The 22,854-nt window shown below is 45.0% G+C and carries 23 protein-coding genes; 10 read left to right on the top strand and 13 right to left on the bottom strand.

What is annotated here, in order from left to right; translation table 11 throughout:
• Positions 1 to 66 precede the first annotated feature (66 nt).
• The 3 genes from B3V56_RS11890 to B3V56_RS11880 are packed head-to-tail and all read left to right on the top strand — an operon-like array spanning position 67 to position 2,626.
• Positions 67 to 621 (top strand): D-sedoheptulose-7-phosphate isomerase, encoded by a 555-nt coding sequence (locus tag B3V56_RS11890; RefSeq protein WP_286305676.1) that lies wholly within the window; start codon positions 67 to 69, stop codon positions 619 to 621.
• Between the two features lie 8 nt (positions 622 to 629).
• Positions 630 to 1,820 carry an FAD-dependent oxidoreductase gene (locus B3V56_RS11885; protein WP_289284326.1) on the top strand — a complete coding sequence of 397 codons (1,191 nt, stop codon included), beginning with the start codon at positions 630 to 632 and terminating at the stop codon, positions 1,818 to 1,820.
• Complete coding sequence (locus tag B3V56_RS11880) at positions 1,820 to 2,626, top strand: aldo/keto reductase (RefSeq protein ID WP_289284325.1); 807 nt, start codon at positions 1,820 to 1,822, stop codon at positions 2,624 to 2,626. The genes B3V56_RS11885 and B3V56_RS11880 overlap by 1 nt, the downstream gene beginning before the upstream one ends.
• 14 nt (positions 2,627 to 2,640) lie before the next feature.
• Here B3V56_RS11880 and hldE read toward each other — a convergent pair whose 3' ends face one another.
• From hldE to B3V56_RS11860, 4 genes are read right to left on the bottom strand one after another with little or no spacing between them, the layout of a single operon-like run.
• Positions 2,641 to 4,086 carry a bifunctional D-glycero-beta-D-manno-heptose-7-phosphate kinase/D-glycero-beta-D-manno-heptose 1-phosphate adenylyltransferase HldE gene (gene hldE, locus B3V56_RS11875; protein ID WP_286305678.1) on the bottom strand — a complete coding sequence of 482 codons (1,446 nt, stop codon included), beginning with the start codon at positions 4,084 to 4,086 and terminating at the stop codon, positions 2,641 to 2,643.
• A gap of 38 nt (positions 4,087 to 4,124) precedes the next feature.
• Positions 4,125 to 5,162 (bottom strand): lipopolysaccharide heptosyltransferase I, encoded by a 1,038-nt coding sequence (waaC, locus tag B3V56_RS11870; RefSeq protein ID WP_286305679.1) that lies wholly within the window; start codon positions 5,160 to 5,162, stop codon positions 4,125 to 4,127.
• A 7-nt stretch (positions 5,163 to 5,169) separates the two neighbouring features.
• On the bottom strand, positions 5,170 to 6,117 hold the full coding sequence (locus B3V56_RS11865) for a homoserine kinase (protein WP_289282823.1): 948 nt from the start codon (positions 6,115 to 6,117) through the stop codon (positions 5,170 to 5,172).
• 26 nt (positions 6,118 to 6,143) lie between these two features.
• A complete protein-coding gene (locus tag B3V56_RS11860) occupies positions 6,144 to 6,476 on the bottom strand; it encodes a DUF2782 domain-containing protein (RefSeq protein WP_007144524.1) in 333 nt (110 codons plus the stop codon).
• Between the two features lie 95 nt (positions 6,477 to 6,571).
• On the opposite strand from B3V56_RS11860, the gene polA reads away from it, so the two are divergent.
• Positions 6,572 to 9,322, top strand: coding sequence for a DNA polymerase I (gene polA, locus B3V56_RS11855; RefSeq protein ID WP_289284324.1), 2,751 nt, complete (start codon positions 6,572 to 6,574; stop codon positions 9,320 to 9,322).
• Between the two features lie 577 nt (positions 9,323 to 9,899).
• Here the strand turns inward: polA and xerC are convergent.
• The 5 genes from xerC to lptM are packed head-to-tail and all read right to left on the bottom strand — an operon-like array spanning position 9,900 to position 13,725.
• A complete protein-coding gene (gene xerC / locus B3V56_RS11850) occupies positions 9,900 to 10,811 on the bottom strand; it encodes a tyrosine recombinase XerC (protein ID WP_289281756.1) in 912 nt (303 codons plus the stop codon).
• Positions 10,801 to 11,511 (bottom strand): DUF484 family protein, encoded by a 711-nt coding sequence (locus tag B3V56_RS11845; RefSeq protein WP_289281743.1) that lies wholly within the window; start codon positions 11,509 to 11,511, stop codon positions 10,801 to 10,803. The genes xerC and B3V56_RS11845 overlap by 11 nt, the downstream gene beginning before the upstream one ends.
• Positions 11,487 to 12,335, bottom strand: coding sequence for a diaminopimelate epimerase (gene dapF, locus B3V56_RS11840; protein ID WP_339608362.1), 849 nt, complete (start codon positions 12,333 to 12,335; stop codon positions 11,487 to 11,489). The genes B3V56_RS11845 and dapF overlap by 25 nt, the downstream gene beginning before the upstream one ends.
• A gap of 3 nt (positions 12,336 to 12,338) precedes the next feature.
• A complete protein-coding gene (gene lysA / locus B3V56_RS11835; RefSeq protein ID WP_289281744.1) occupies positions 12,339 to 13,589 on the bottom strand; it encodes a diaminopimelate decarboxylase in 1,251 nt (416 codons plus the stop codon).
• A gap of 7 nt (positions 13,590 to 13,596) precedes the next feature.
• A complete protein-coding gene (gene lptM / locus B3V56_RS11830; RefSeq protein WP_286305684.1) occupies positions 13,597 to 13,725 on the bottom strand; it encodes an LPS translocon maturation chaperone LptM in 129 nt (42 codons plus the stop codon).
• 141 nt (positions 13,726 to 13,866) lie between these two features.
• Here lptM and pilB point away from each other — a divergent pair, with 141 nt between their 5' ends.
• From pilB to yacG, 6 genes are all read left to right on the top strand, one after another.
• Positions 13,867 to 15,585, top strand: coding sequence for a type IV-A pilus assembly ATPase PilB (gene pilB / locus B3V56_RS11825; protein ID WP_289281745.1), 1,719 nt, complete (start codon positions 13,867 to 13,869; stop codon positions 15,583 to 15,585).
• Between the two features lie 3 nt (positions 15,586 to 15,588).
• The gene (locus tag B3V56_RS11820; RefSeq protein ID WP_289281746.1) at positions 15,589 to 16,830 is read left to right on the top strand and encodes a type II secretion system F family protein; all 1,242 of its coding nucleotides are present in this window, start codon (positions 15,589 to 15,591) and stop codon (positions 16,828 to 16,830) included.
• A gap of 2 nt (positions 16,831 to 16,832) precedes the next feature.
• Positions 16,833 to 17,702 (top strand): prepilin peptidase, encoded by an 870-nt coding sequence (locus tag B3V56_RS11815; RefSeq protein WP_289281747.1) that lies wholly within the window; start codon positions 16,833 to 16,835, stop codon positions 17,700 to 17,702.
• Entirely contained in the window at positions 17,702 to 18,310 is a 609-nt protein-coding gene (gene coaE / locus B3V56_RS11810; RefSeq protein WP_289281748.1) for a dephospho-CoA kinase, read from the top strand. The genes B3V56_RS11815 and coaE overlap by 1 nt, the downstream gene beginning before the upstream one ends.
• Before the next feature lie 64 nt (positions 18,311 to 18,374).
• A complete protein-coding gene (zapD, locus tag B3V56_RS11805) occupies positions 18,375 to 19,145 on the top strand; it encodes a cell division protein ZapD (RefSeq protein ID WP_286305689.1) in 771 nt (256 codons plus the stop codon).
• 2 nt (positions 19,146 to 19,147) lie between these two features.
• Entirely contained in the window at positions 19,148 to 19,336 is a 189-nt protein-coding gene (gene yacG, locus B3V56_RS11800; protein ID WP_286305691.1) for a DNA gyrase inhibitor YacG, read from the top strand.
• A gap of 2 nt (positions 19,337 to 19,338) precedes the next feature.
• Here the strand turns inward: yacG and nadA are convergent, their stop codons facing one another.
• From nadA to aspS, 4 genes are read right to left on the bottom strand one after another with little or no spacing between them, the layout of a single operon-like run.
• Positions 19,339 to 20,415: a quinolinate synthase NadA gene (nadA, locus tag B3V56_RS11795; RefSeq protein WP_289281749.1), complete on the bottom strand. Its 1,077-nt coding sequence runs from the start codon at positions 20,413 to 20,415 to the stop codon at positions 19,339 to 19,341.
• Between the two features lie 4 nt (positions 20,416 to 20,419).
• On the bottom strand, positions 20,420 to 20,827 hold the full coding sequence (mutT, locus tag B3V56_RS11790; protein ID WP_286305693.1) for an 8-oxo-dGTP diphosphatase MutT: 408 nt from the start codon (positions 20,825 to 20,827) through the stop codon (positions 20,420 to 20,422).
• Positions 20,824 to 21,024, bottom strand: a complete 201-nt coding sequence (locus tag B3V56_RS11785) for a zinc-finger domain-containing protein (protein ID WP_286305694.1) — start codon at positions 21,022 to 21,024, stop codon at positions 20,824 to 20,826. The genes mutT and B3V56_RS11785 overlap by 4 nt, the downstream gene beginning before the upstream one ends.
• A gap of 16 nt (positions 21,025 to 21,040) precedes the next feature.
• Positions 21,041 to 22,822, bottom strand: a complete 1,782-nt coding sequence (aspS, locus tag B3V56_RS11780; RefSeq protein WP_289281750.1) for an aspartate--tRNA ligase — start codon at positions 22,820 to 22,822, stop codon at positions 21,041 to 21,043.
• Positions 22,823 to 22,854: the final 32 nt, after the last annotated feature.

Below are 22,854 nucleotides of genomic sequence, written 5' to 3'. Positions count from 1 at the left end.
TTTTGTTAAACTGTCGATGTCGAAAAGTGAGATGTTATCATCACTACACCAGTTTAAGGGGAAGCCGTGTCATTTAAAGCCACTATCGTACGTCATCAGGCGATGATCGAAAGTCTGTTTGCACTTGAACCACAAGTCACAGCACTTGCTGCCCGAATTTCAGATTGTGTAAAACAAGGCAATAAAATTCTGTTCTTTGGCAACGGTGGCAGCGCCTCTGATGCGCAACATTTAGCAGCAGAATTTGTGGTGCGTTATCACAAAGACCGTCGACCCTATGGTGCCATCGCTTTAACTACAGACACCTCAATTCTGACGGCTCACAGCAATGATTATCAGTTTGATACGGTCTTTGATCGCCAGATTCTCGCTTTGGGACGCCCAGGCGATATCGCCATTGGATTATCCACATCAGGTAATAGTGGCAATGTTATTAACGGAATCAAGACGGCTAAGGAGATGGGTATCTGGACCTGCGCTTTCACCGGTGAAGGTGGTGGTCAGCTAGCTGACATTGCTGATGAGTGTGTGGCCGTTCCCGTCAAAGAAACCGCTCGGGTACAAGAAGGACATATTCTGATTGGTCACTGGTTGTGTGAAACCCTCGACGAGACAGACTAAATTTATTCATGACTCAAACTACTCTTCACACCGATATCGTCATTATCGGCGCAGGCATTGCTGGCTTATGGCTACATCATCGCCTTAACGATATGGGTATCCATGCTTTGCTCATAGAGAATGGGCAAATCGGCCAGGGACAAACGCTTAGCTCTCAAGGCATTATTCATGGTGGCAGTAAATATGCCCTGAACGGTGTGTTATCCAAAGCAGCGCAAGTCATCAGTACCATGCCTGCTCGCTGGAAAAACGCCCTAAATGGTGAAGGTGATATCGATCTTCGTGATGTCAAAAAATTGGCTGATCACCAACTACTCTGGTCTAAAGACAAACTGTCTTCAAAGATGGTGTCGTTTTTTGCCAGCAAAGCCTTAAGCAGCCGCATGCAGCGTGTTGATAAACGGGATGCGCCAGCATTATTTCAGGATGCAGGCTTTAAAGGCACACTCTATCAACTTGATGAGCCTGTATTAGATATTCCAAGCCTGCTGAAAAAAATCACGGCAAAATGGCGTTCGCGTATGTTATCAGTGCCTAGCAATAGCCAATACCAATGGCAACGTTCAGGACAACAGCTGGAGTCAGTTCAGGTTGGCGATATCACTATCCATGCCCAACAATTTGTGCTGACAGCAGGAGAAGGCAATGAAGTCTTATTGCAATCGCTGTCGATTAAACAACCCAGCATGCAGCGTAGACCGCTACAAATGGTCTTATGCAAGAGCCAAAACCCCAATCAACCTCTGCCGACCATCTATGCCCATAGCCTGGGTAGTGGTTCCAAACCTATTGCGACAATTTCCAGCCATAAAACACAGCAAGGTGACACGGTCTGGTATATCGGCGGCAATATCGCTGAAGAAGGCGTTGCTAAATCGCAAGAAAACTTGATCACCGAAGCCAAGCAATTGCTCAACAATATTTTGCCATGGTTTGAATTGCCAGCTCTTGATTGGGCCACGCATGCGGTGAACCGCGCAGAGCCCAAGCAATCCAATCTTACCCGACCTGATCATGCTTTTATTGATTCACAACAGAATCTTCATATTTGCTGGCCCACCAAATTAGCTCTGGCACCGGATTTAGCCGATCAGGTTCTGAAAGCCATTAATGTCGATGCTATAGAAAAACGCAGTTACGACAATCCTGATTTTCCTCACCCAGAGATCGCTAAACCGTTATGGGACAGAGTTTTTTGATGGCCTATTTAGAACAAAAAAATCCAATTGCGGAGACAGGTATACAAGTTTCACCACTCGGTCTTGGCACCGTAAAAATCGGTCGCGACAAAGCGGTGAAATACCCTGATGGCTTTCAAATTCCAGATGATGAACAAGTGATTGCCTTGCTTGAGCAAGCCTGGGAATCGGGTATTAATCTGATTGATACCGCACCAGCTTATGGTCGCAGTGAGCAACGCCTTGGAGAATTATTAAAAAAAGTCCGGCGCGAATGGATTATTGCCACCAAAGCGGGTGAGTATTTTGATGCCGTAAGCGGTGAATCACACTATGACTTTACACCTGAATCACTGATTAAAAGTATCGAAAACAGCTTAAAAACTTTACAACAAGATGCGTTAGATATTGTGTTGATTCACTCTGATGGAAATGATGAACATATCATCCGTCATCATGGTGCTCTGGAAGTCTTAGCTGACTTAAAACAGCGAGGTTGGATTCGTGCCAGTGGTATGTCCACCAAAACCGTTACAGGCGGGATGTTGACGTTGGAACAGTCTGATATCGCCATGGTGATGCATAATCTGCAATACGAGGAAGAACAGGCCGTCATTGAGCAGGCAGCCAAACTCAATAAAGGCATTTTCATTAAAAAAGCGCTTGGTAGTGGCCACCTGGCGAAACAAGCCGGTACAGACACGGTTCAGGACAATTTCGACTTTATCTTTAATGAACCAGCCGTAAGTAGTGTGATTATCGGCACGATTAACCCAGCTCACCTATATGACAATATCAGTAAGGCGGTTAAAGCTTTAGCTGAATAAATTCGTATTAAAAGCTAGTCGCGCTGATTAATTTTATTCACAATTGCTGTCGTAGAGCAGTTTTCCACCAGCCCCATCACTTTCACTTCACCGCCATAAGCTTCAACGATTTCCCAGCCGACCACGCCTTTTTTATCATAGTCACCGCCTTTGACCAGGATATCGGGCTGGATCAGTCGTAATAACTCCTCTGGCGTATCACCAGGGAAACAGGTCACCCAGTCCACATCAGCTAATCCAGCCAAAACAGTCAGACGTCTGTCTGCGGTATTAATTGGACGACCTTCACCTTTTAATTTGGTGACTGATTCATCAGTATTGATAGCAACAATCAGACGATCACCCAAGGCTCTGGCTTGTTGAAGGTAAGTCACATGCCCGGCATGCAAAATATCAAAACAGCCGTTGGTAAACACGACTTTCTCACCACGGTTTTTGGCTTGGTCTACCGCCATTTTTAACTGCTCAACGGTAACAGCACCGCCAATGCAATGATCGGTGTTGTTGATGCCCTGATGACGTTCATATTCCTGACGCAGTTCAGGTTCACTGACCGTTGAGGTGCCTAGTTTAGTCACCACAATACTGGCAGCTACATTGGCTAAAGTGACCGCTTGTTCCAGGCTGACGCCGGCAGCTAATGCTGTCGCTAATGTTGAAATAACGGTATCACCAGCGCCTGTCACATCAGCCACCTCTTTAGCGATAGCAGGCAAATGAAATTCAGGTTTATCCGCCTGCACTAGCGTCATACCATGTTCACTACGAGTAATAAGAATCGCTTTAATATTCAGAGATTTAATCAGCGTTTGCGCTTTGCTGATAAGATCCTGTTCTGATTCCACGGCGCCAACGACCGCCTCAAACTCACTCATATTCGGGGTAATCAGATCGGCACCACGATATTTAGTGAAATCGTCTCCTTTCGGATCCACCAAAATCAGGCTTTGTTTATCTCTGGCTTTTTCAATCCAATACTGCGGATGGGCTAAGGTACCCTTGTTATAGTCTGACAGCACAATCACTTTCGCATTATCGGTAACGTGCTCAGCTAAATGCTCCATATCCTGAGCCACTTGCTCTGTGAAACGCTGTTCAAAATCCAGACGGATTAACTGTTGATGACTGCTGATGACACGTGACTTGATAATGGTGCAGTTATGGGCGGCTTGATGAAATAAACAATTCACCCCCACCGCATGCAGTTTTTGTTTGAGGACATTGGCGGCTTCATCAGCCCCTGTGATGCCGGTGATATTACATTGTGCACCCAACGAAGCAATATTCATCGCCACGTTGGCAGCACCACCAGGTACATCTTCCAGGCGTTCCACATTCACCACTGGCACAGGGGCTTCAGGTGAAATTCGGCTGGCTTTGCCATAGTAAAAACGATCAAGCATCAAGTCACCAATAACAGCAATACGGGCTTGATGGAATTCAGGAAAATCAAATTTCATAATGCGGTTTTATCACGCCAGAAAAGAAGTCAGAGGCGTTATTGTGCTTGTAAAACGGCGGCGAGTCTATTCCAGACTTGGTCTGGCTGCATCTCAGCCATACATACGGGCATACCGGATTTTGCTTCTGGCAGAGGACAACGTCGTTTATAACAAGGTGAACACGACATTCCTGTAATCAAATGCTGCTGATTCTGGCCCGCTGTGCCAATCAGATGCGTATCCGTTGAGCCATATAGAGTAATGGCGGGTTTATCCATCATTGCGGCCATATGCGCAAGGCCCGTATCACTACACAAAGCGGCTTTGGCACCTTGCATAATGGCCACGACATTATCGAGTGGCAACCTCGGCAATGTATAGGCATGGTCGCTAACAGCGGCGATCTGCAAGGCTCGCTGATACTCTTCATCATTCCCTGAGGGGATTACCACAGAATATCCTGCTTCAATCGCTTTTAAGGTCAACGCTTGCCAATGTTGTACTGGCCATAATTTCGTTAGCCAACTTGCGTTGTGAACCAGCATTACATAATTTTTTGGTAGTTCAAATGCCAATTGTGGCAACTGACAGTGTGCCAAATCCACGCCATACTCTGCTTCGGAGTCAGGCAAAGGATAATCAAGCGCTTTTGCCATAATCTGACGCATACGCTCAACCGCATGCTGGTTTGGATTCACATTAAGTTTATGGCGATAAGCAAGATAAGCCGGCTTTTCACGACAACTGTATTTGTCCAGGCCGGAAACGGGTCCTTTTCTTAACAGACTGACCAGGGCACTTTTCAGATTATTTTGCATATCAATGACAACGTCATAGTCATCGAGATTTAAAGCTTTATAAAAATGACCTATCTCACCATTAAATAAATGACCAAACCAGTTCTGCCGCCAGCGTCGGTGTGATGTAGTAATCACACGCTTCACACGTGGATGCCATTGAGGTACCGCCGCAAAGGCACTATCCACCACCCAGTCAAATTCAATATCAGGAAAGACCTTAGCAGCATCAGTGAGCGCTGGCAGAGCATGCATCAGGTCGCCCATCGAAGTCAGTTTAATTATCAGAACGCGCATCAGCTGTTTAGTTAAAATCCAGCGTTAATGGATGCTCACGGTGATACTTGAGAATAGTTAAAAATGCATCCGGGTTTTTAATTTGAGTCAGCTCACCTTCACGCGGAAAGAGTTGATCCTGTAATCGAGACAGCCAGAAACGCAGTGCCGCCGCCCGACAAACCATGTTCCAATTGGCTTGCTCGGATTCTGTTAATGCTCTTTTTTGTAGATAGTGCGTCATAAGAGAATGGTAACGATCAGTTTCGGGTAAACCATCTTCTCCGACACACCAATCATTCACGGCGACAGCCAAGTCATAAAGTAAGTATTCATCACTCGCAAAGTAGAAGTCGATAATGCCGCTGAGTTTGTTACCTTCGAACAACGCATTATCACGGAATAAGTCTGAGTGAGTGACCCCTTCAGGTAATCCCAACGTCGCATAACCTTGCTGATAAGCAAGTTCATTTTTTAATATGCTCGCTCTGTCATCATCCAGCTTAGACAATAGTTGCTGTGCTGTTTGCTGGCGCCAGTCAGGACCACGCTCAGAAGGTCGTCTTGATTGAAATGACTGCCCCACAAGGTGCATCTCAGCCAGTACATCTCCAATTTGTGCGCATTGCTCAACTGTAGCAGTCGTATTGACGCCCCTGCCTGGTAATCGCACAACCAGCGCCGCAGGTTTGCCACAGAGCTTCTTTAGATATTGCCCCTGGCTATCCGCTTCAGGATGCGCAGATGGAATATCATTCATATAAAAAAACGTCATCACATCAAGAAAATAAGCTAACTCACCAAAAGTGTGCTGCTCAAATAAAGTGAGTACATACTCACCTTTGCTTGTAGTGACAAAATAATTGGTATTCTCGATGCCGTCACTGATGCCCTGATATGACACCAATTCCCCGACAGAATAATCATTCAAAAACGCGACTAAATCGTCGCGCTCGACTTCAGTATAAACTGACATTAAAAGAACTCAGATAGATAAAGGACTTACCACTCCAACAGAATCCAGTTTGGAACGGCACCAGAGTCCAGCTCAAAGCTTTTTGTCTCAAGTGAACCATCCCCATCAGAGTCCATCAAGTAATAAGGTTTGCCAATAGACGGCGTGACTTTAATCATATAAAGCTGACCATTCATTCGATACTCTTCAACAGTACGGTCATCTTCCTGGATAATATTGATATCGGGCTCCATGCTTTCACCGCTTTGTAATGGCTCAGGAATCACTGGTGGTTTTTCCATCACTGATTTTTCATCTGCCCAAACTTGGGTTGTCATTACCAGGGTAACTGCGCATACAATAGCGAATTTGTTAAACATGTGGATGCTCCGTGTTATTTGGCACTAAAGATAGCATTTCCGCTGCTTGGAGAAAAGCAGTCTGTTCCCTATTATCCAATTGGTCGTTATAACTTATGAGTCAATCTGCCCCTTTCGTTCTGGTCGACGGTTCTTCTTATCTCTATCGCGCATTTCATGCCATGTTCAAAGCGGATCTTCGTAACTCCGCTGGTGAGCCGACCGGCGCCGTCAGAGGGGTGACCGCGATGTTACGCCGCTTATTGGCTGATTACCCTAATAGTCCGATTGCTGTCATTTTTGATGCGAAAGGGAAAACCTTCCGTGATGAGTTATTCGCTGAATACAAAGCGCAGCGCCCCCCCATGCCGGATGACTTACGTTCACAAGTGCAGCCAGTGCATGACATTATTAAAGCCATGGGCCTGCCGCTACTGGTGATTGACGGCGTTGAAGCAGACGATGTGATAGGAACCTTTGCGCGTCAGGCGACAGAAAAAGGTCTGGATGTAGTCATCAGTACTGGCGATAAAGATATGGCCCAGCTGGTCAACCAGCATGTCACACTGGTCAACACGATGACGGAAACTGTGTTGGATATAGAGGGCGTAAAAGAAAAGTTTGGTCTGCCACCAGAACTGATTATCGACTTTCTGGCATTAATGGGCGATAAGGTGGACAACATTCCCGGCGTGCCCGGTGTGGGTGAAAAGACGGCTCTAAGCCTGCTACAAAATCTTGGCAGCCTGAAAGATATCTACGCCAACCTGGAAGCGGTGCGTGAGCTTGATTTTCGTGGTGCGAAAAAGATGCCGGAGAAACTGGCTGAAAACAAAGAAATGGCTGATCTGAGTTACCAGTTAGCGACCATCAAATGCGATGTTGAGCTGGATATACACCTTGAAGAGATTAAAAACCAACCGCAGGATACTGAAGCACTACTAGCGTTATTCAAACAAATGGAATTTCGTGGCTGGATAAGTGAGTTACAATCATCAGATAGCTCATCAACAACTGATAGTGGCTCAGCTACAGAGGCTGATAACACTACGACAGAACAAAATTACGACACAATCCTAGATCAACAACAATGGCAGGTCTGGTTAGAAAAACTCCAAAAAGCGGAGCTGTTTGCCTTTGATACCGAAACCACCAGCCTCGACTATCTTGAAGCCAGAATCGTCGGTGTTTCGTTTGCAGTAAAAGCAGGGGAAGCGGCTTACTTACCGCTCAAACATGACTATCCAGGTGCACCGGAGCAATTGGACTTTGATAGTGTTATGCAGGATCTCAAACCCTTACTTGAAAGTCCTAAACACCTCAAAGTCGGCCAAAACCTGAAATACGATCGCCATGTATTACTCAATCATGACATCAATCTGCAAGGGATAGCTCATGACACCATGCTCGAATCCTATGTGCTTGATAGCACGGCAACCCGGCATGATATGGACTCATTAGCTCAAAAATATCTGGGCCGAGATACGATTCATTTTGAAGATATTGCCGGAAAAGGTAAAAAACAACTGACATTCAATGAGATAGGTATAGAACAAGCCTCGCCTTATGCCGCAGAAGATGCTGATATCACTTTGCAACTACACCAGACTTTATGGCCTAAAATTGAAAACATTCCGTCTCTGGCCAAAGTGTATCGAGAATTGGAAATGCCGCTATTGCCGGTACTAAACACATTGGAACGTAATGGCGTCAATATCGATATCTGGATGCTGCAGCAGCAAAGCGACAATATGGCTAGACAAATTGCGGATCTCGAAGAGCAGGCTTATGCCGTTGCCGGTCAAAAATTCAACCTGGGTTCACCAAAACAATTGCAAGAAATTCTTTACGAGAAACAGCAATTACCGGTGAAAAAGAAAACGCCTAAAGGTCAGCCATCAACGGCAGAGGAGGTCTTACAAGAATTAGCGGACGAAGGGTATGAACTGCCACAAATCATTATGCAATATCGTGGACTGAGCAAACTGAAATCCACTTATACCGATAAGTTGCCTCTTCAGGTCAATAAAACCAGTGGGCGAGTACACACTTCGTATCATCAGGCCGTCACCGCTACTGGACGATTATCCTCCTCTGATCCTAATCTACAGAATATTCCTATCCGCAGTGAGAATGGTCGCCGCATTCGTGAAGCCTTTGTTGCATCGGATGGTTACGTCTTATTAGCAGCCGATTACTCACAAATCGAACTACGCATTATGGCGCATTTATCTGGTGATAAAAGCTTACTGAATGCCTTTGCTAATGGCGAAGATATTCACCGTCATACCGCCTCAGAGATCTTTGGTGTGGCATTAGAAGACGTCACCAGCGATCAACGCCGTAGCGCCAAAGCCATTAATTTTGGTCTGATTTATGGCATGTCTGCACATGGCTTGTCTCGACAACTCGGTATCGAACGCCATCAGGCTGCGGACTATATGAATGTCTATTTTGAACGTTACCCAGGCGTTCGTCAGTATATGGACAGCACTCGCCAGCAGGCCAAAGATCAGGGGTATGTTGAAACCATCTTTGGACGACGTCTGTACCTACCAGAAATTAATTCCAGTAATGGTATGCGCCGCCAATATGCCGAACGCACAGCGATTAATGCGCCTATGCAAGGCAGTGCCGCTGACATCATCAAACGCGCCATGATTGATATCCATAGCTGGTTAGCTGATGTTGATAATGGCATCAAAATGATCATGCAAGTACATGATGAACTGGTATTTGAAGTGCCGAAAGAACAGCTGGATATGGCAAGAAAAACCATTGAAGATTTTATGGTGAAAGCCGCTCAGTTAAATGTGCCGCTGGAAGTGGGTATTGGGGTTGGTGATAATTGGGAGCAAGCACACTAACTTTAGTTGCTCAAATATAGTCTCTTCTAATTTCGCCTTAATGGCGAGTCAGGGAAATGCTTGCCCATTTCCCTAACAACCCTAGGGCACCCCACCGTGCTGGCCTGCGGCTTCACTCGTCATAACATTGATTCAGGCAGTCGGCTAAAACTCGCTACGCTCAGACACTAGCCTCCCTCAGACCTGAATAAATGTTATTCCTCATCAGCACAAACGGGGAATATAAGCCTGTCTCACCTTCCCGTCTATTGCCGCCAAAAATTAGGATTGGTTGATGGATTAAGTGGTCGAGTGTTTGACCGAAGGGAGTTTTCGACCACGCCATCAAACAAGTTTAATTTTTGGATCAAAGGCAATATCGGGTGCCCTTTTGTTTGGTTCGTTTATTTTGGGCATGCACAAATTCGTCTGGAACGAATTTGGACGCCAGAGGCGCCCGTAGGGTGAGTGACATGGATGTCACGAATCAAATTAAATGAATGGACTGCAATTAACTCAAAATGATATTGCTAGTCAGCAACAGGCGCTAAGTTGGTTTTTTATAAAGTCAGACTGAAATGATAAATAATGATCGTGCTTATGAATCTGAGCGCTTTTTAGCTCGCGGATGCGCTGAATCATACACCTTAGCAAGATGCTGAAAATCCACATGAGTATAAATCTGAGTCGTACTAATATCGGCATGTCCCAACAGCTCCTGCACCGCACGTAAATCACCACTGGCTTCAAGCATATGCGATGCAAATGCATGCCTGAGTCGATGAGGATGAACACGATCAGAAATACCTTGTTTTTTACCCCAGTAACTCAGTCGTTTTTGGATAGAACGCACGCCTAAACGTCGTCCTTGTTGCGTGATAAAAACGGCTGGTTGATCAAAAAAGCCGAGTTGATCGCGTTTATCCAGCCAATCTTGTAATGCAGATAAAGCTTTGCCACCAAAAGGACAAACCCGGTCTTTATTTCCTTTACCAGTGACATGCACCAGATGATCACCAAAATCGATATCTCGTAACTCAAGAGCAGCCAGTTCAGCTAATCGCAGACCGGAGGAATAAAAGAGTTCCATCATGGCGCGGTCTCTTGCAGCCACAAAAGTATCAGGGCGTGTGTTATTTAGTAAGGCATTCATCTGATCCACATCCAGTGTAGATGGCAAGCGTTTTTCTGTTTTAGGTGCTTGCACTGCTTGTGCTGGATTGAAGTCAACCAGGCCTCGTTTAATCAGAAACTGATAAAAAGAACGCGTCGCTGATAACATGCGCTGAATGGTTTTGCCAGACAAGCCTTTACGATGCAAAAAAGCGATGAACTGTCTGAGCTGACTGGATTTAAGAACCGTCCAGTCTGAGATATTTTGTTGCTCGATATAGTCTGCAAGTTGCAGTAAATCGCGACGATAATTGTTAACCGTATGTTCTGACAAGCGCCGCTGTTGTGACAAATTGTCCAGAAAGTCATCAACGGGGTGAATTATCTCACTGCGCATGCTGTTGGTGAGTATATTGTCTGACAACACGCATAAATACTTCACCCAAGAAACGCAGATAGTCGGTAGCCATATCCGCATGGAAACGATTAGCATCGACACTACCAATAGCTAATAAACCAGCACAAGGTTGATGACCTAAAGGCAAACACGCAACAGAATTAATCTCTTCGGCCCGCTCATCAAACAGTAATCCTTTCTGTGCCTTGGTTAAGCGACCACACACGGGCTCTTGTTTGGTAAATAAATTGTCAAAAATACGTAGCTTTTTATCATCGGCATGAAGCTGTGACACATTGGCTTCAAGTTGAGGTAAATCAAGTTTACGCTGGCCCTGATAGAACAGTCTCAATGCCACTTCATCTGCAGCAAACTCATGCTTGAGTTCTGTCTGAATTAAGTTGATGAGATCAGCCAAATCCACAGCATCCATGATGCTTAAACAAAGATTGTGCACACGCTTTTCTAATGCTGCGTTACTGTGTGCATTATCAATCAGCGCATGAAGCTGTTCATTAAGCTGTTGGTTTTTTTCTTGTAAGCGATGGGTCTGTCTCTGGGCTAGAGAAATAGTCCCTTCCGGAGAGCTGTTCAGGTTTAGCAACTCCAGCAGATGAGGCTGCTCAAGAAACAGATCAGGATGTGCCTCTAAATACTGTTCAATCTGTTCCAGTGTTAAATCTGTTGTAGTGTCGACCACGCAATTTCTCCGTCAAATACATGCTCTGCAGGGCCGGTCATCCATACAGAGGCATTTTCATCTGGCCAGCTAATCTGCAACTGCCCTCCAGGTAAAGAGACAGTTACATCTCTGGCTAATAAACCTCGGCGAATACCTGTTACTACGGCGGCACAAGCCCCTGTGCCACAGGCTGTTGTTTCACCTGAACCGCGTTCAAAAACACGTAACCGAATCGTTTCTGAATTCACTAATTGCATAAAGCCGACATTAACACGTTCCGGAAAACGTTCATGAGACTCCATAACAGGACCTATTTTTTCTACGGCAGCAGTCTCGACATCATCGACCAGCATCACCGCATGTGGATTTCCCATCGAAACACTGGCAATTTCGACTTTATCATACCCCTGCACATCTATGAGGTAGGTCACTGCTTCAGATTCAGCCATAAAAGGCACTTTTTCTGGTGCAAAAGCCGGTTTTCCCATATCGACCCGAACGTTACCGTCAGCTTGTATTGTTGGGTAAATCACACCTGATGCCGTTTCCACAGCAATTGTTTCTTTAGTGGTCAACCCCTGATCATGAACATAGCGAGCAAAACAACGTGCGCCATTCCCGCATTGCGAGACTTCACCACCATCGGCATTAAAAATCCGGTAACGAAAATCCACATCGGCCGATGTGGATTTTTCAACCAGCAAAAGCTGATCACAACCAATACCAAAATGCCTATCCGCCATAAAGCGGATTTGCTCTGTGCTCAGTTGTACATTTTGCTGAATGGCATCAATCACAATGAAATCATTGCCCAAGCCATGCATTTTGCTGAATTTCAACATCATCTATGCCTGTATCGTGTGCTCGCCGGCGAATAAGTCATTGATAGTCTCACGCTCTCTGACGAGATGAATTTTATCATCTTCAACCATCACCTCCGCTGCTCTTGGGCGAGAGTTGTAATTCGAACTCATAGCAAAACCATACGCCCCTGCAGAGCGGATAGCTAACAAATCACCTTGCTCGAGAGCAAGTTCACGGTCTTTACCTAAAAAGTCGCCGGTTTCACAGATAGGGCCGACAATGTCATAGTTGAGCGCTTTCGTGCTCGGATGTTGCTTGACGGTTTGGATTTGTTGCCATGACTGGTAGAGTGCAGGGCGTAACAAATCATTCATTGCCGCATCCACAATCGCAAAGCATTTGGCTTCCGTTGGCTTAATGAACTCGACTTTTGTTAGTAAAATACCTGCATTACCAGCAATCGCACGTCCAGGCTCCAAGAGAATCTCCAGGTCACGGTCTTTTAATAACGGAGCCAGTGCCTGTGCGTATTCAGCTGGTGTAGGAGGCGTTTCATCACGGTAATGAATGCCTAAACCACCGCCGATATCGAGATGTTCAATGTGAATACCATCTTCAGCCAGCTCATCTATCAGCGTCAATACACGCTCCAAGGCATCCACAAAAGGAGCTACAGAGGTCAGCTGAGAACCGATATGACAATCCACCGCGACTACATCTAAATTTGGCATGTTTTGAGTAGAACGATACACCTCACGAGCATCCTCAATCGCGATACCAAATTTGTTCTCTTTCAGCCCTGTCGAAATATATGGATGAGTTTGCGCATCCACATCGGGATTGACGCGAATGGAAACAGGCGCTTTTTTTCCTAATCGACCTGCAACAGTATTAATACGATCTAATTCAGGGATCGACTCCACGTTAAAACAACGTATGCCGTGTTGCAGTGCATATTCGATTTCCTGCTCAGTTTTACCGACACCAGAAAAAACGGTTTTTGCCGGATCACCGCCAGCGGCCATCACTCTTGCCAACTCGCCCATTGAAACAATGTCAAACCCCGAACCGCGTTTAGCCAGCACGTTCAATACTGCCAGATTAGAGTTTGCTTTCACTGCGTAGCAGACAAGGTGTGGGTAAGCCGAAAAAGCATCATCAAACGCTTGCCAGTGATTCTCTAATGCGGACCGTGAGTAGATATAAACAGGTGTGCCATATTGTTCTGCAATTTTATCAACCGACACATTCTCTGCGTGCAATGTGCCCGCCTGATAATCAAAATAACTCATTTCTACCTTACCCTGCCGCAATTAAATTTGTCTGGCCTTCCGGCATGTAGAGATCCCCTTTTTGTCCACAGCCAGTCACGGCCATCAGCACGCAAACCAGCAATGCCAGTCTGGTCCAGCAAGAAATTGCTCGCATTTTATTTCCTCAAAAAATTTATTCGGCAGTATATAACGTTGCAGACTGATTCGTCTTAAATCTGAAAACTAGAATTTCTCGTTTAACTTACATACTATTAGTGTTCCTAGATTAGCTTATGTTAAGGAATCACAAATAGTCATGGCAAATATGGCAGCCCCCATGAGACTCAGTGGCCTCGCTCGACGCCTAGTTAACGAAGGTCTTTTAACTGAAGAGCAAGCACTGCATGCCCAGTCTGCAGCCAAAGAAGCCAAGCAGCCTTTCGTGACATATCTGGTTAATCACAAAATTCTGGCCAGTGCCGATATTGCGGCGATTGCCTCCCAGGAATTTGGTGTACCGCTTTTCGATATTGATGCGATGAATCTGGATCTGGCTGCGACGTCACTGATTCAGGAAAAGTTAATCCGTCAACATAACGCATTGCCTCTATTCCAACGTGGTAAACGTCTCTATGTTGCCGTGTCAGACCCGACAAACTTACAAGCACTAGATGAATTCCAGTTCAATACGGCCATGAACACGTTTCCGGTGTTGGTTGATGAACAAAAACTCTCCAACATTATCGAAAAAGCGCTGGATAAAACCAATGAAAAATTAGATAACTTCGATGATGAAGAACTGGATGATATAGATCTTGGTCCCGATGAAGATGCAGACAAAGCGGATCAACTCAACGATAAAAACATTGATGATACCCCTGTCGTTCGTTTTATAAACGGTATTCTCACCAATGCTATCAAGTCCGGCGCATCCGATATTCACTTTGAACCTTATGAACAAAAATACCGGGTCCGGGTGCGTATCGATGGCATGCTTCACGAAATGAAAACAGCACCTGTCGCTCTGGGTGGACGCATCGCAGCGCGCTTGAAAGTCTTATCACGCTTAAATATCGCAGAACGTCGCGTGCCACAGGATGGTCGGATGCGACTCAAAATGTCGAAAAATAAAGCTATCGATTTTCGTGTGAACACCTGCCCGACTTTGTTTGGTGAAAAAATCGTTTTGCGTATCTTGGATCCGACCAGTGCTCAATTAGGTATTGATGCTTTAGGTTACGAAGAAAATCAAAAGAAAACGTTTCTGGAAATCATGCATAAACCCTACGGCATGGTACTGGTTACAGGTCCGACCGGTAGTGGTAAAACCGTCTCGCTTTATACCGCATTAAATATCCTCAATACTGGTGATCGTAATATCTCGACCGCTGAAGATCCGGCTGAAATTAGTTTACCGGGTATTAATCAGGTTAATGTTCATCCAGCCATCGGCCTCACCTTTTCCGAAGCTTTACGTGCATTTTTACGTCAGGATCCTGATGTCATCATGGTCGGTGAGATCCGTGATCTGGAAACGGCAGAAATTGCCATCAAAGCCGCACAAACCGGACACATGGTGTTTTCTACTTTACATACTAATGACGCACCACAGTCATTAACACGCCTTATGAACATGGGTGTACCAGCCTTTAATATCGCTTCTGCCGTCTCTCTCATCATTGCGCAACGTCTGGCGAGAAGACTGTGCTCAAAATGTAAAGCCCCAGAAACACTTCCTGATGAAGCACTGTTAGCAGAAGGTTTCACACAAGCTCAAATTGATGCCGGTGTCACAGTTTATAAAGCGGTAGGGTGCGATAGTTGTACAGAAGGCTATAAAGGCCGTGTCGGTATTTATCAGGTCATGCCGGTATCCGAGGCGATGGGTCGCATCATTATGGAAGGTGGTAATGCAATCCAGTTAGCGGATCAGGCTGAAAAAGAAGGCATTGACGATCTTCGTAAGTCTGGACTCAAAAAAGTCGCAGCTGGCTTGACCAGTCTTGAAGAAGTCAATCGTGTAATCAAGGAGTAAGATGTGGCACAAGCACAAGCGGCTAAAGCAAAAAAAGTCAAAGTACCCGATATCTTTCTCTGGCAGGGAACCAATAAACAGGGCCGAAAAGTTAAAGGTCAGATCAACGCTGAAAATCTGAATCAGGCTAAAATGGATCTGCGTCGCCAAGGGATTACGCCGTTAAAAGTACGCAAAAAATCTAAAGACCTATTCGCGCCAAGAAAACCAAAAATCAAGCCGTCTGACATTGCTGTATTCAGCCGAATGCTAGCCACCATGATGTCTTCAGGTGTGCCACTAATGCAATCATTGCAAATTATCGGCGAAGGCCACGAAAACAGTAGTATGCAAGAAATGATTCTGGCCATTAAAGCTGATGTCGAGTCAGGCACGAGTCTGGCTGAATCCTTGTCCAAATATCCTCATCATTTTGATGATTTATATGTCAACCTCATTAATGCCGGTGAGCAATCTGGTGCATTGGAAACGTTGTTACATGAAATTGCAGCCTATCAGGAGAAAACGGAGGCCTTAAAAGCTAAAATTAAAAAAGCCCTTGTTTACCCTGCCTCAATTGTCGTCGTGGCCTTTATTGTGACGGCCATCCTGATGATTTTTGTTATTCCCCAATTCGAGTCACTTTTCAAAGGCTTTGGGGCTGATCTGCCTGGTCTAACAAAGTTAGTCATCCGAGTATCCGAAGTTTTCCAGGAAAAATGGTGGTTAATTTTTGGCATCATTATTGGTGCCATCTATGCCGCGATGGAATCTCGTAAGCGTTCACGCAAGGTTCAACATTTCCTCGACAGGATGTTACTTAAAATTCCTGTCGTGGGTGAGATCATGCGTAAAGCCGCTATCGCCCGCTTTGCCAGAACGTTTTCAACCATGTTCAAAGCCGGTGTGCCCATGGTAGAAGCGATGACCTCAGTTGCTGGCGCCACCGGTAATGTGGTTTTTGGTCAAGCAACACTGGTGATGCGTGATGATGTTGCTACCGGCACACAATTGAACAAAGCCATGATTGATGTCGAATTATTCCCTAATATGGTTGTACAAATGGTCGCTATCGGTGAAGAGTCCGGCTCATTGGATGCTATGTTGGCGAAAGTTGCCGAATTCTTTGAAAGTGAAGTGGATGATGCTGTCGATAATATGACGGCTCTGTTAGAGCCTCTCATCATGGTGTTTTTGGGTGGTATTGTCGGCACTCTGGTTATTGCGATGTATCTTCCTATATTTAAACTCGGTGCAGCTATTTAACCATGCCCATTATTGATTATCTGGCAGTATCGCCAGTCGCCTGGATAGTTGTAGCCAGTATACTTGGCCTACTGGTTGGTAGTTTTCTGAATGTCGTTATTTATCGTCTGCCTATTATTATGCAACGCGAATGGGCCGAGCAGTGTGCAGAAATAACTGGGGAAGTCAGTCAGCATGAACCCGCGTTCTCTCTTTCCAAACCACGCTCCGCTTGTCCTCATTGTGGTCATGCCATCTCTGCTTTAGAAAATATTCCCGTTATCAGCTACTTAGTATTAGGTGGTAAATGTAAAGCGTGTCGAACACCGATATCTATACGCTATCCCATTATCGAACTTATATCAGCATGCATGTCAGCCACCATAGCTTGGCAGTTTGGCTTTGACTGGAGTGCCATAGGCGGGCTTTTTCTTAGCTGGGCCCTGCTTGCTTTAACGTTTATTGATGTCGATCATCAGCTCTTACCTGACAAAATTACACTTCCACTCATCTGGTTAGGCTTAATTTTTAACTTAGGTACGGTTTACACTGATCTTAATAGTAGTGTTATTGGCGCTGTGGCAGGCTATCTATCACTTTGGAGTATCTATCACCTGTTTAGACTAGTCACAGGTAAAGAAGGTATGGGCTACGGTGATTTTAAGCTTCTTGCAGCTCTAGGTGCCTGGATGGGCTGGCAAGCGTTGCCGATGATTGTTTTATTATCATCCTTTGTTGGCGCGGTCATCGGTGTCACACTCATTCTACTAAAGCAGCATCAGCGTGATATTCCTATTCCATTTGGGCCTTATCTTGCCATTGCCGGCTGGATAGCTCTTGTGTGGGGAGATACGATTAACAGTACTTACCTTCATTGGTCAGGACTTGCTTAATGGTATTTAAGGTTGGCCTCACTGGTGGCGTTGCCAGTGGAAAATCGACCGTCACTAATCTCTTTCACGACCAATACCAGATTGATGTAATTGATGCAGATAAGATTGCACATAATCTTTTAGTAAAAAATTCAAGTTGTTATAACGAAGTCGTTGAGACTTTCGGCGAGTCCGTTTTATTGGATAATGGTGAAATTAATCGTCGTTATCTCCGCGAACGCATATTTCGTGAAGCTGCTGCTAAACAACAACTTGAAGCCATATTACATCCTGTCATTCGTCAGCAATTGTTCAGTGAGGCGGAGCATGCAACATCAGCTTATTGTATTTTATCTGTGCCGCTGTTAATCGAAGTAGGTCTGCATAGAGAAGTCGATCGAGTTTGCGTTATTGATGTCAGTGAAGATGTACAGTTAGAGCGCTTAATCAGCCGTGATAAGCTCTCTACTGAAACCGCTATAGCCATGATCAAAAGCCAATGTGACCGCGCAGTACGCTTGCAACATGCCGATGATATTATTAATAATAATGATTCAAAAGATTCATTGGCTCATCAAGTGGCTAAATTACATGAACTCTTCTTAAAGTTTGCTGACCAATCACATTAAGTTGCTTGCCAGCATAGAGTCATGGACAATAACCTCATTCACTTACCGTTATAAAAAAAGACCCGTGTCAGATTCGATAATTTTTGAACAACCACTCAATGAACGAATTCGGACCTTTCTGAGGTTAGAATTTCTATTTAAACGTGTTGATTCTGCATTAAAGGGCCAATCCGAAATGCATCATCGCGATGCATTGGATGGGATATTGAGCATGCTCAGTGTATTTGAGCGTAGCGATATGAAACAAGAATTAATGAAAGAGATCGAACGCTTGATTGCCAATCTTTCAGCGCTTGAGAATACGCCAGGAGTCGACCGACAGGCATTAGATGCGTTACTTTCGGATCTCGATCAAAGCCTGGATGCTTTGCATATCCAGAAATCAGGCTTAGGTCAGCAGCTAAGAGACAATGAGTTTTTATACAGTATTCGCCAGCGCTCCAGCATTCCCGGTGGTACCTGTGAATTTGATTTACCTTCTTACCACTTCTGGCTACAACATACTGTCGCTGAGACACGTTCAGAACAACTTCAGCTTTGGATGAATGAATTTATCTCGGTCAGAAATGCAGTGGAATTAAGCTTACGTCTTATCCGTGGCAGTGTTGGGTTTAGAGATGAAGTGGCAGAAGCAGGCTTCTATCAACGTAGTCTGGATTCAAATCAGCCTTACCAGCTTATTCGGGTTGAAATTCCACGTGATAAAGCCTATTTTCCTGAAGTCAGTGGTGGGAAACATCGATTCACTGTGCGCTTTATGCTGTTTGATATCCAACAGCGACCGCAACAATCATTCGAAAGCATCCCCTTTAAACTCAGCTGTTGTGCAATGTAATCATGGTAACGATTGTTAACTGCCCACAATGTGGTAAACAAGTTCCTTGGCAAGCAGATCAAATCTGGAAGCCCTTTTGTAGTGAACGCTGTAAGCTAATCGACCTCGGTGAATGGGCTTCTGAAGGACACAAAATTCCTGGTCCTCCGGTTAATACCCCTCTGGATGATGATGACTCAGACTATCACTAGCCTTAGGCATCACCTGCAGTCAAAATACCTTGTTCATAAGAAAAATTAAGCATTCGATTCAGTGGAATCAGTGCCTTTTGACGAACATCCTCATCGACTTCAATCGTATTATTCATCTCGACCAATGTCTTATGTAAGTTCACAAGCGTATTCATTGCCATCCACGGACAATGGGCACAGCTTTTACACGTAGCACTTTTACCACCTGTCGGCGCAGGTATTAAACGTTTACCTGGAACAGCCTGACTCATTTTATAAAACAAGCCGTAATCCGTAGCAATAATCAACGTATCCGCTTTTGAGGCTTTACCCGCGGCAATAATTTGTTTAGTTGACCCCACAAAGTTTGCCTTGGCAATCACCGCCTCAGGTGACTCAGGATGCACTAACACCTCTGCCTCAGGATATTTTTTCATAAGCTGTTCAAGTTCATACAGCTTAAACTCATCATGAACAACACAATGCCCTTGCCATAACAACATATCGGCACCGGTTTTATTCTTGATATATTGACCCAGATGGCGGTCAGGACCCCATATAATTTTTTTACCGTCGGCTTTCAAGGATTCAATAATCTGAATGGCGTTACTGGATGTCACAATCCAGTCAGCACGCGCTTTTACTTCAACACTGGTATTGGCATAAACCACCACAGTACGATCAGGGTGCTGGTCACAAAATTCACTAAAGGCGTCTATTGGACAGCCCAGATCAAGTGAACATTCTGCTTCCAGTGTCGGCATAATCACGGTCTTTTCCGGACTCAGTATTTTTGCCGTTTCCCCCATAAAGCGAACACCACAAACAACTAATGTATCAGCTGGATGCTTAGCACCAAAATTAGCCATATCCAGAGAGTCAGACACATAGCCGCCAGTCTGTTCAGCCAAAGCCTGCAGCTCATCGTCAACATAATAATGGGCAATCATCACGGCATTTTTTTCTTTTAGCAGGTGTTTGATTTTCTCAATATAATCCGCTTTTTCTTCTTCTGAAAGCCAGGGTGTTGGCGCCACATTGTCGATGATTGAGTCAATTTTTGACTGAAGAGATTGAGGAATGGCTTCTGCTAAACTCATAATTCTAAACTGCCTGTGTGGTATTCAATTGCTGTTGTATTGCTGTCACAATAATTTTATTGGCTGCTGGAAATTCGTAATAATCGAGGGCTGCAATATCAACCCATTTAATGGTTTGACCTTCATGCCCTGTTGGCGTTCCATCAAAAGCATCTATCCACCAGACGTCCAGTAATACTGACTTATCGCCATAATCATGACTGTGCTCTATAAGCGGTTCAGCACGGAGAATATCGATAGCTAATTCTTCTTTGATTTCTCGCGTCAGAGCCTGCTGGACCGTCTCGCCCGACTCGACTTTACCGCCGGGGAATTCCCATAAATTACCCTGATGCTGGTCAGGCTTACGCAGCGCAATAAGCACTTCTTTTTGCTGCACAATAACGGCGACAGCCACATGTATTTGACTCATTTATTCTGACCCGTGAGCGTGAATAACGCCCCACAGTAAGGGCAAGCGACTTCACCTTTCGTTTCTATATCGAGATATACCCGAGGGTGTGCATTCCACACCGGCATATCAGGCATGGGACAGCTCAAAGGGAGATCGTCAGGATGAACCCAATAATGTTTTTCAGCACACGATTTATCACTATTTTGTTCACCCATAAGATCTCCTAGATAACTATTCAGCCTGTGGATTTTTCCTCAATCTAATGTTCAGCTCTTTCAATAACGTATCATCAATAGGGCTAGGGGCATCAGTTAATAGACAACTGGCTGATTGTGTTTTTGGGAACGCCATGACATCACGAATAGATGCCGCTCCGGTCATCAGCATGACCAAGCGATCCAAACCAAATGCCAGCCCGCCATGCGGAGGACAGCCATATTTCAGTGCATTTAATAAGAAGCCAAATTTATCCTGTGCTTCTTCTTCATCAATACCCAGTAATTCAAATACTTTTTGCTGAACATCGGTCTTATGAATACGCATTGACCCACCGCCCAGCTCTGTACCATTCAAGACCATGTCATATGCACGTGACAGACATTTTTCTGGGTCAGAATCTAACAAGGCCAGATCCGATTCGCGTGGTGCTGTAAACGGATGATGTAGCGCATGCCAGCGTTCTGACTTTTCATCCCATTCAAACATAGGGAATGCGACGACCCATAAAGGTTTCCAGCCACGTTCAACCATACTAAGATCATGGCCCAGTTTGACACGCAATGCACCCAGAGACTCGTTAACGATGGTGGCTTTATCAGCGCCGAAGAAGACCAAATCGCCAGTTTCGGCAGAAACGCGCTGCATGATGGCAGAAACAACTTCATCAGGTAAAAACTTCAGAATCGGAGACTGCAAGCCTTCGCGTCCCGCCTCAGCATCATTTACCTTGATATAAGCCAGCCCTTTAGCACCATAAATGCTGACATATTTCGTGTAGTCATCAATTTCTTTACGACTCAGGTTATTACCACCTGGTACTTTCAAAGCTGCCACACGACCGCGTGGATCATTAGCGGGTGCAGAGAAGACTTTAAAATCGACTTCGCCCATTAAATCACTGACATCAACCAATTCCAGCGGAATGCGCAGATCAGGTTTATCACTACCAAAACGATCCATGGCTTCAGCATAGGTCATTCTTGGGAAAGGATTCGGTAAGGCTTCTTCCAGCACATTAGCAAAAAGACTGCGAATCATTTCTTCCATCATGTTCATGAAATCTTCTTCTTCAACAAAAGAAGTTTCAATATCAATCTGAGTGAATTCAGGTTGACGATCCGCACGTAAATCTTCATCACGGAAACAACGGACAACTTGGTAATAGCGGTCCATACCTGACATCATCAATAACTGCTTAAAAAGTTGGGGAGACTGCGGCAACGCGAAGAACTCACCCTGATGAGTACGGCTCGGCACGAGATAATCACGGGCCCCTTCTGGTGTAGCTTTTGTCAGTATGGGCGTTTCAATATCTAAAAAGCCGTTTGAGTCGAGATAGCTACGTAACTGACGGGTAATCTGTGAACGAAAACGTAAGCGTTGTTGCATTTCAGGACGTCGTAAATCGATATAACGGTAACGCAGACGAATATCTTCATTGACGTCCAGCAATTCATTCAACGGGAAAGGAGGTGTTTCTGATGCATTGAGAATTTCAAGTTTCTTAGCAATGATCTCAATCTTACCGCTACGCAAATCAGCATTATCACTACCGGCAGGTCTGAGCTGAACAATACCCTCAATTTTCAGAACATATTCACTTCTTACACGTTCAGCATGAGCAAAACATTCAGCATCTTCAGGATTACAAACAACCTGGACTAACCCTTCGCGGTCCCGTAAATCAATAAAAATGACACCACCGTGATCTCGTCTACGATGCATCCAGCCAACAATAGAAACTGACTGACCTTCGAGGGTTTCATTTACCTCGCCGCAATAATGGCTACGCATAATAACTTCCAATCTTTAAAATTTTTATAGTT

This window comes from Methylophaga sp. UBA2513, assembly GCF_002341285.1.
Classification (GTDB): Bacteria; Pseudomonadota; Gammaproteobacteria; order Nitrosococcales; family Methylophagaceae; genus Methylophaga; species Methylophaga marina.
The sequence above is the reverse complement of the archived record's forward strand: the minus strand, read 5'-3'. Positions and strand labels throughout refer to the sequence as shown.

Excerpts from the sequence above, each read along its gene's own strand:
- B3V56_RS11885 (WP_289284326.1), top strand. The coding sequence starts at position 630 with ATGACTCAAACTACTCTTCACACCGATATCGTCATTATCGGCGCAGGC.
- B3V56_RS11880 (WP_289284325.1), top strand. The coding sequence starts at position 1,820 with ATGGCCTATTTAGAACAAAAAAATCCAATTGCGGAGACAGGTATACAA.
- hldE (WP_286305678.1), bottom strand. The coding sequence starts at position 4,086 with ATGAAATTTGATTTTCCTGAATTCCATCAAGCCCGTATTGCTGTTATT.
- waaC (WP_286305679.1), bottom strand. The coding sequence starts at position 5,162 with ATGCGCGTTCTGATAATTAAACTGACTTCGATGGGCGACCTGATGCAT.
- B3V56_RS11865 (WP_289282823.1), bottom strand. The coding sequence starts at position 6,117 with ATGTCAGTTTATACTGAAGTCGAGCGCGACGATTTAGTCGCGTTTTTG.
- B3V56_RS11860 (WP_007144524.1), bottom strand. The coding sequence starts at position 6,476 with ATGTTTAACAAATTCGCTATTGTATGCGCAGTTACCCTGGTAATGACA.
- polA (WP_289284324.1), top strand. The coding sequence starts at position 6,572 with ATGAGTCAATCTGCCCCTTTCGTTCTGGTCGACGGTTCTTCTTATCTC.
- xerC (WP_289281756.1), bottom strand. The coding sequence starts at position 10,811 with ATGCGCAGTGAGATAATTCACCCCGTTGATGACTTTCTGGACAATTTG.
- dapF (WP_339608362.1), bottom strand. The coding sequence starts at position 12,335 with ATGTTGAAATTCAGCAAAATGCATGGCTTGGGCAATGATTTCATTGTG.
- lysA (WP_289281744.1), bottom strand. The coding sequence starts at position 13,589 with ATGAGTTATTTTGATTATCAGGCGGGCACATTGCACGCAGAGAATGTG.
- lptM (WP_286305684.1), bottom strand. The coding sequence starts at position 13,725 with ATGCGAGCAATTTCTTGCTGGACCAGACTGGCATTGCTGGTTTGCGTG.
- pilB (WP_289281745.1), top strand. The coding sequence starts at position 13,867 with ATGGCAAATATGGCAGCCCCCATGAGACTCAGTGGCCTCGCTCGACGC.
- B3V56_RS11815 (WP_289281747.1), top strand. The coding sequence starts at position 16,833 with ATGCCCATTATTGATTATCTGGCAGTATCGCCAGTCGCCTGGATAGTT.
- coaE (WP_289281748.1), top strand. The coding sequence starts at position 17,702 with ATGGTATTTAAGGTTGGCCTCACTGGTGGCGTTGCCAGTGGAAAATCG.
- yacG (WP_286305691.1), top strand. The coding sequence starts at position 19,148 with ATGGTAACGATTGTTAACTGCCCACAATGTGGTAAACAAGTTCCTTGG.
- nadA (WP_289281749.1), bottom strand. The coding sequence starts at position 20,415 with ATGAGTTTAGCAGAAGCCATTCCTCAATCTCTTCAGTCAAAAATTGAC.
- mutT (WP_286305693.1), bottom strand. The coding sequence starts at position 20,827 with ATGAGTCAAATACATGTGGCTGTCGCCGTTATTGTGCAGCAAAAAGAA.
- B3V56_RS11785 (WP_286305694.1), bottom strand. The coding sequence starts at position 21,024 with ATGGGTGAACAAAATAGTGATAAATCGTGTGCTGAAAAACATTATTGG.
- aspS (WP_289281750.1), bottom strand. The coding sequence starts at position 22,822 with ATGCGTAGCCATTATTGCGGCGAGGTAAATGAAACCCTCGAAGGTCAG.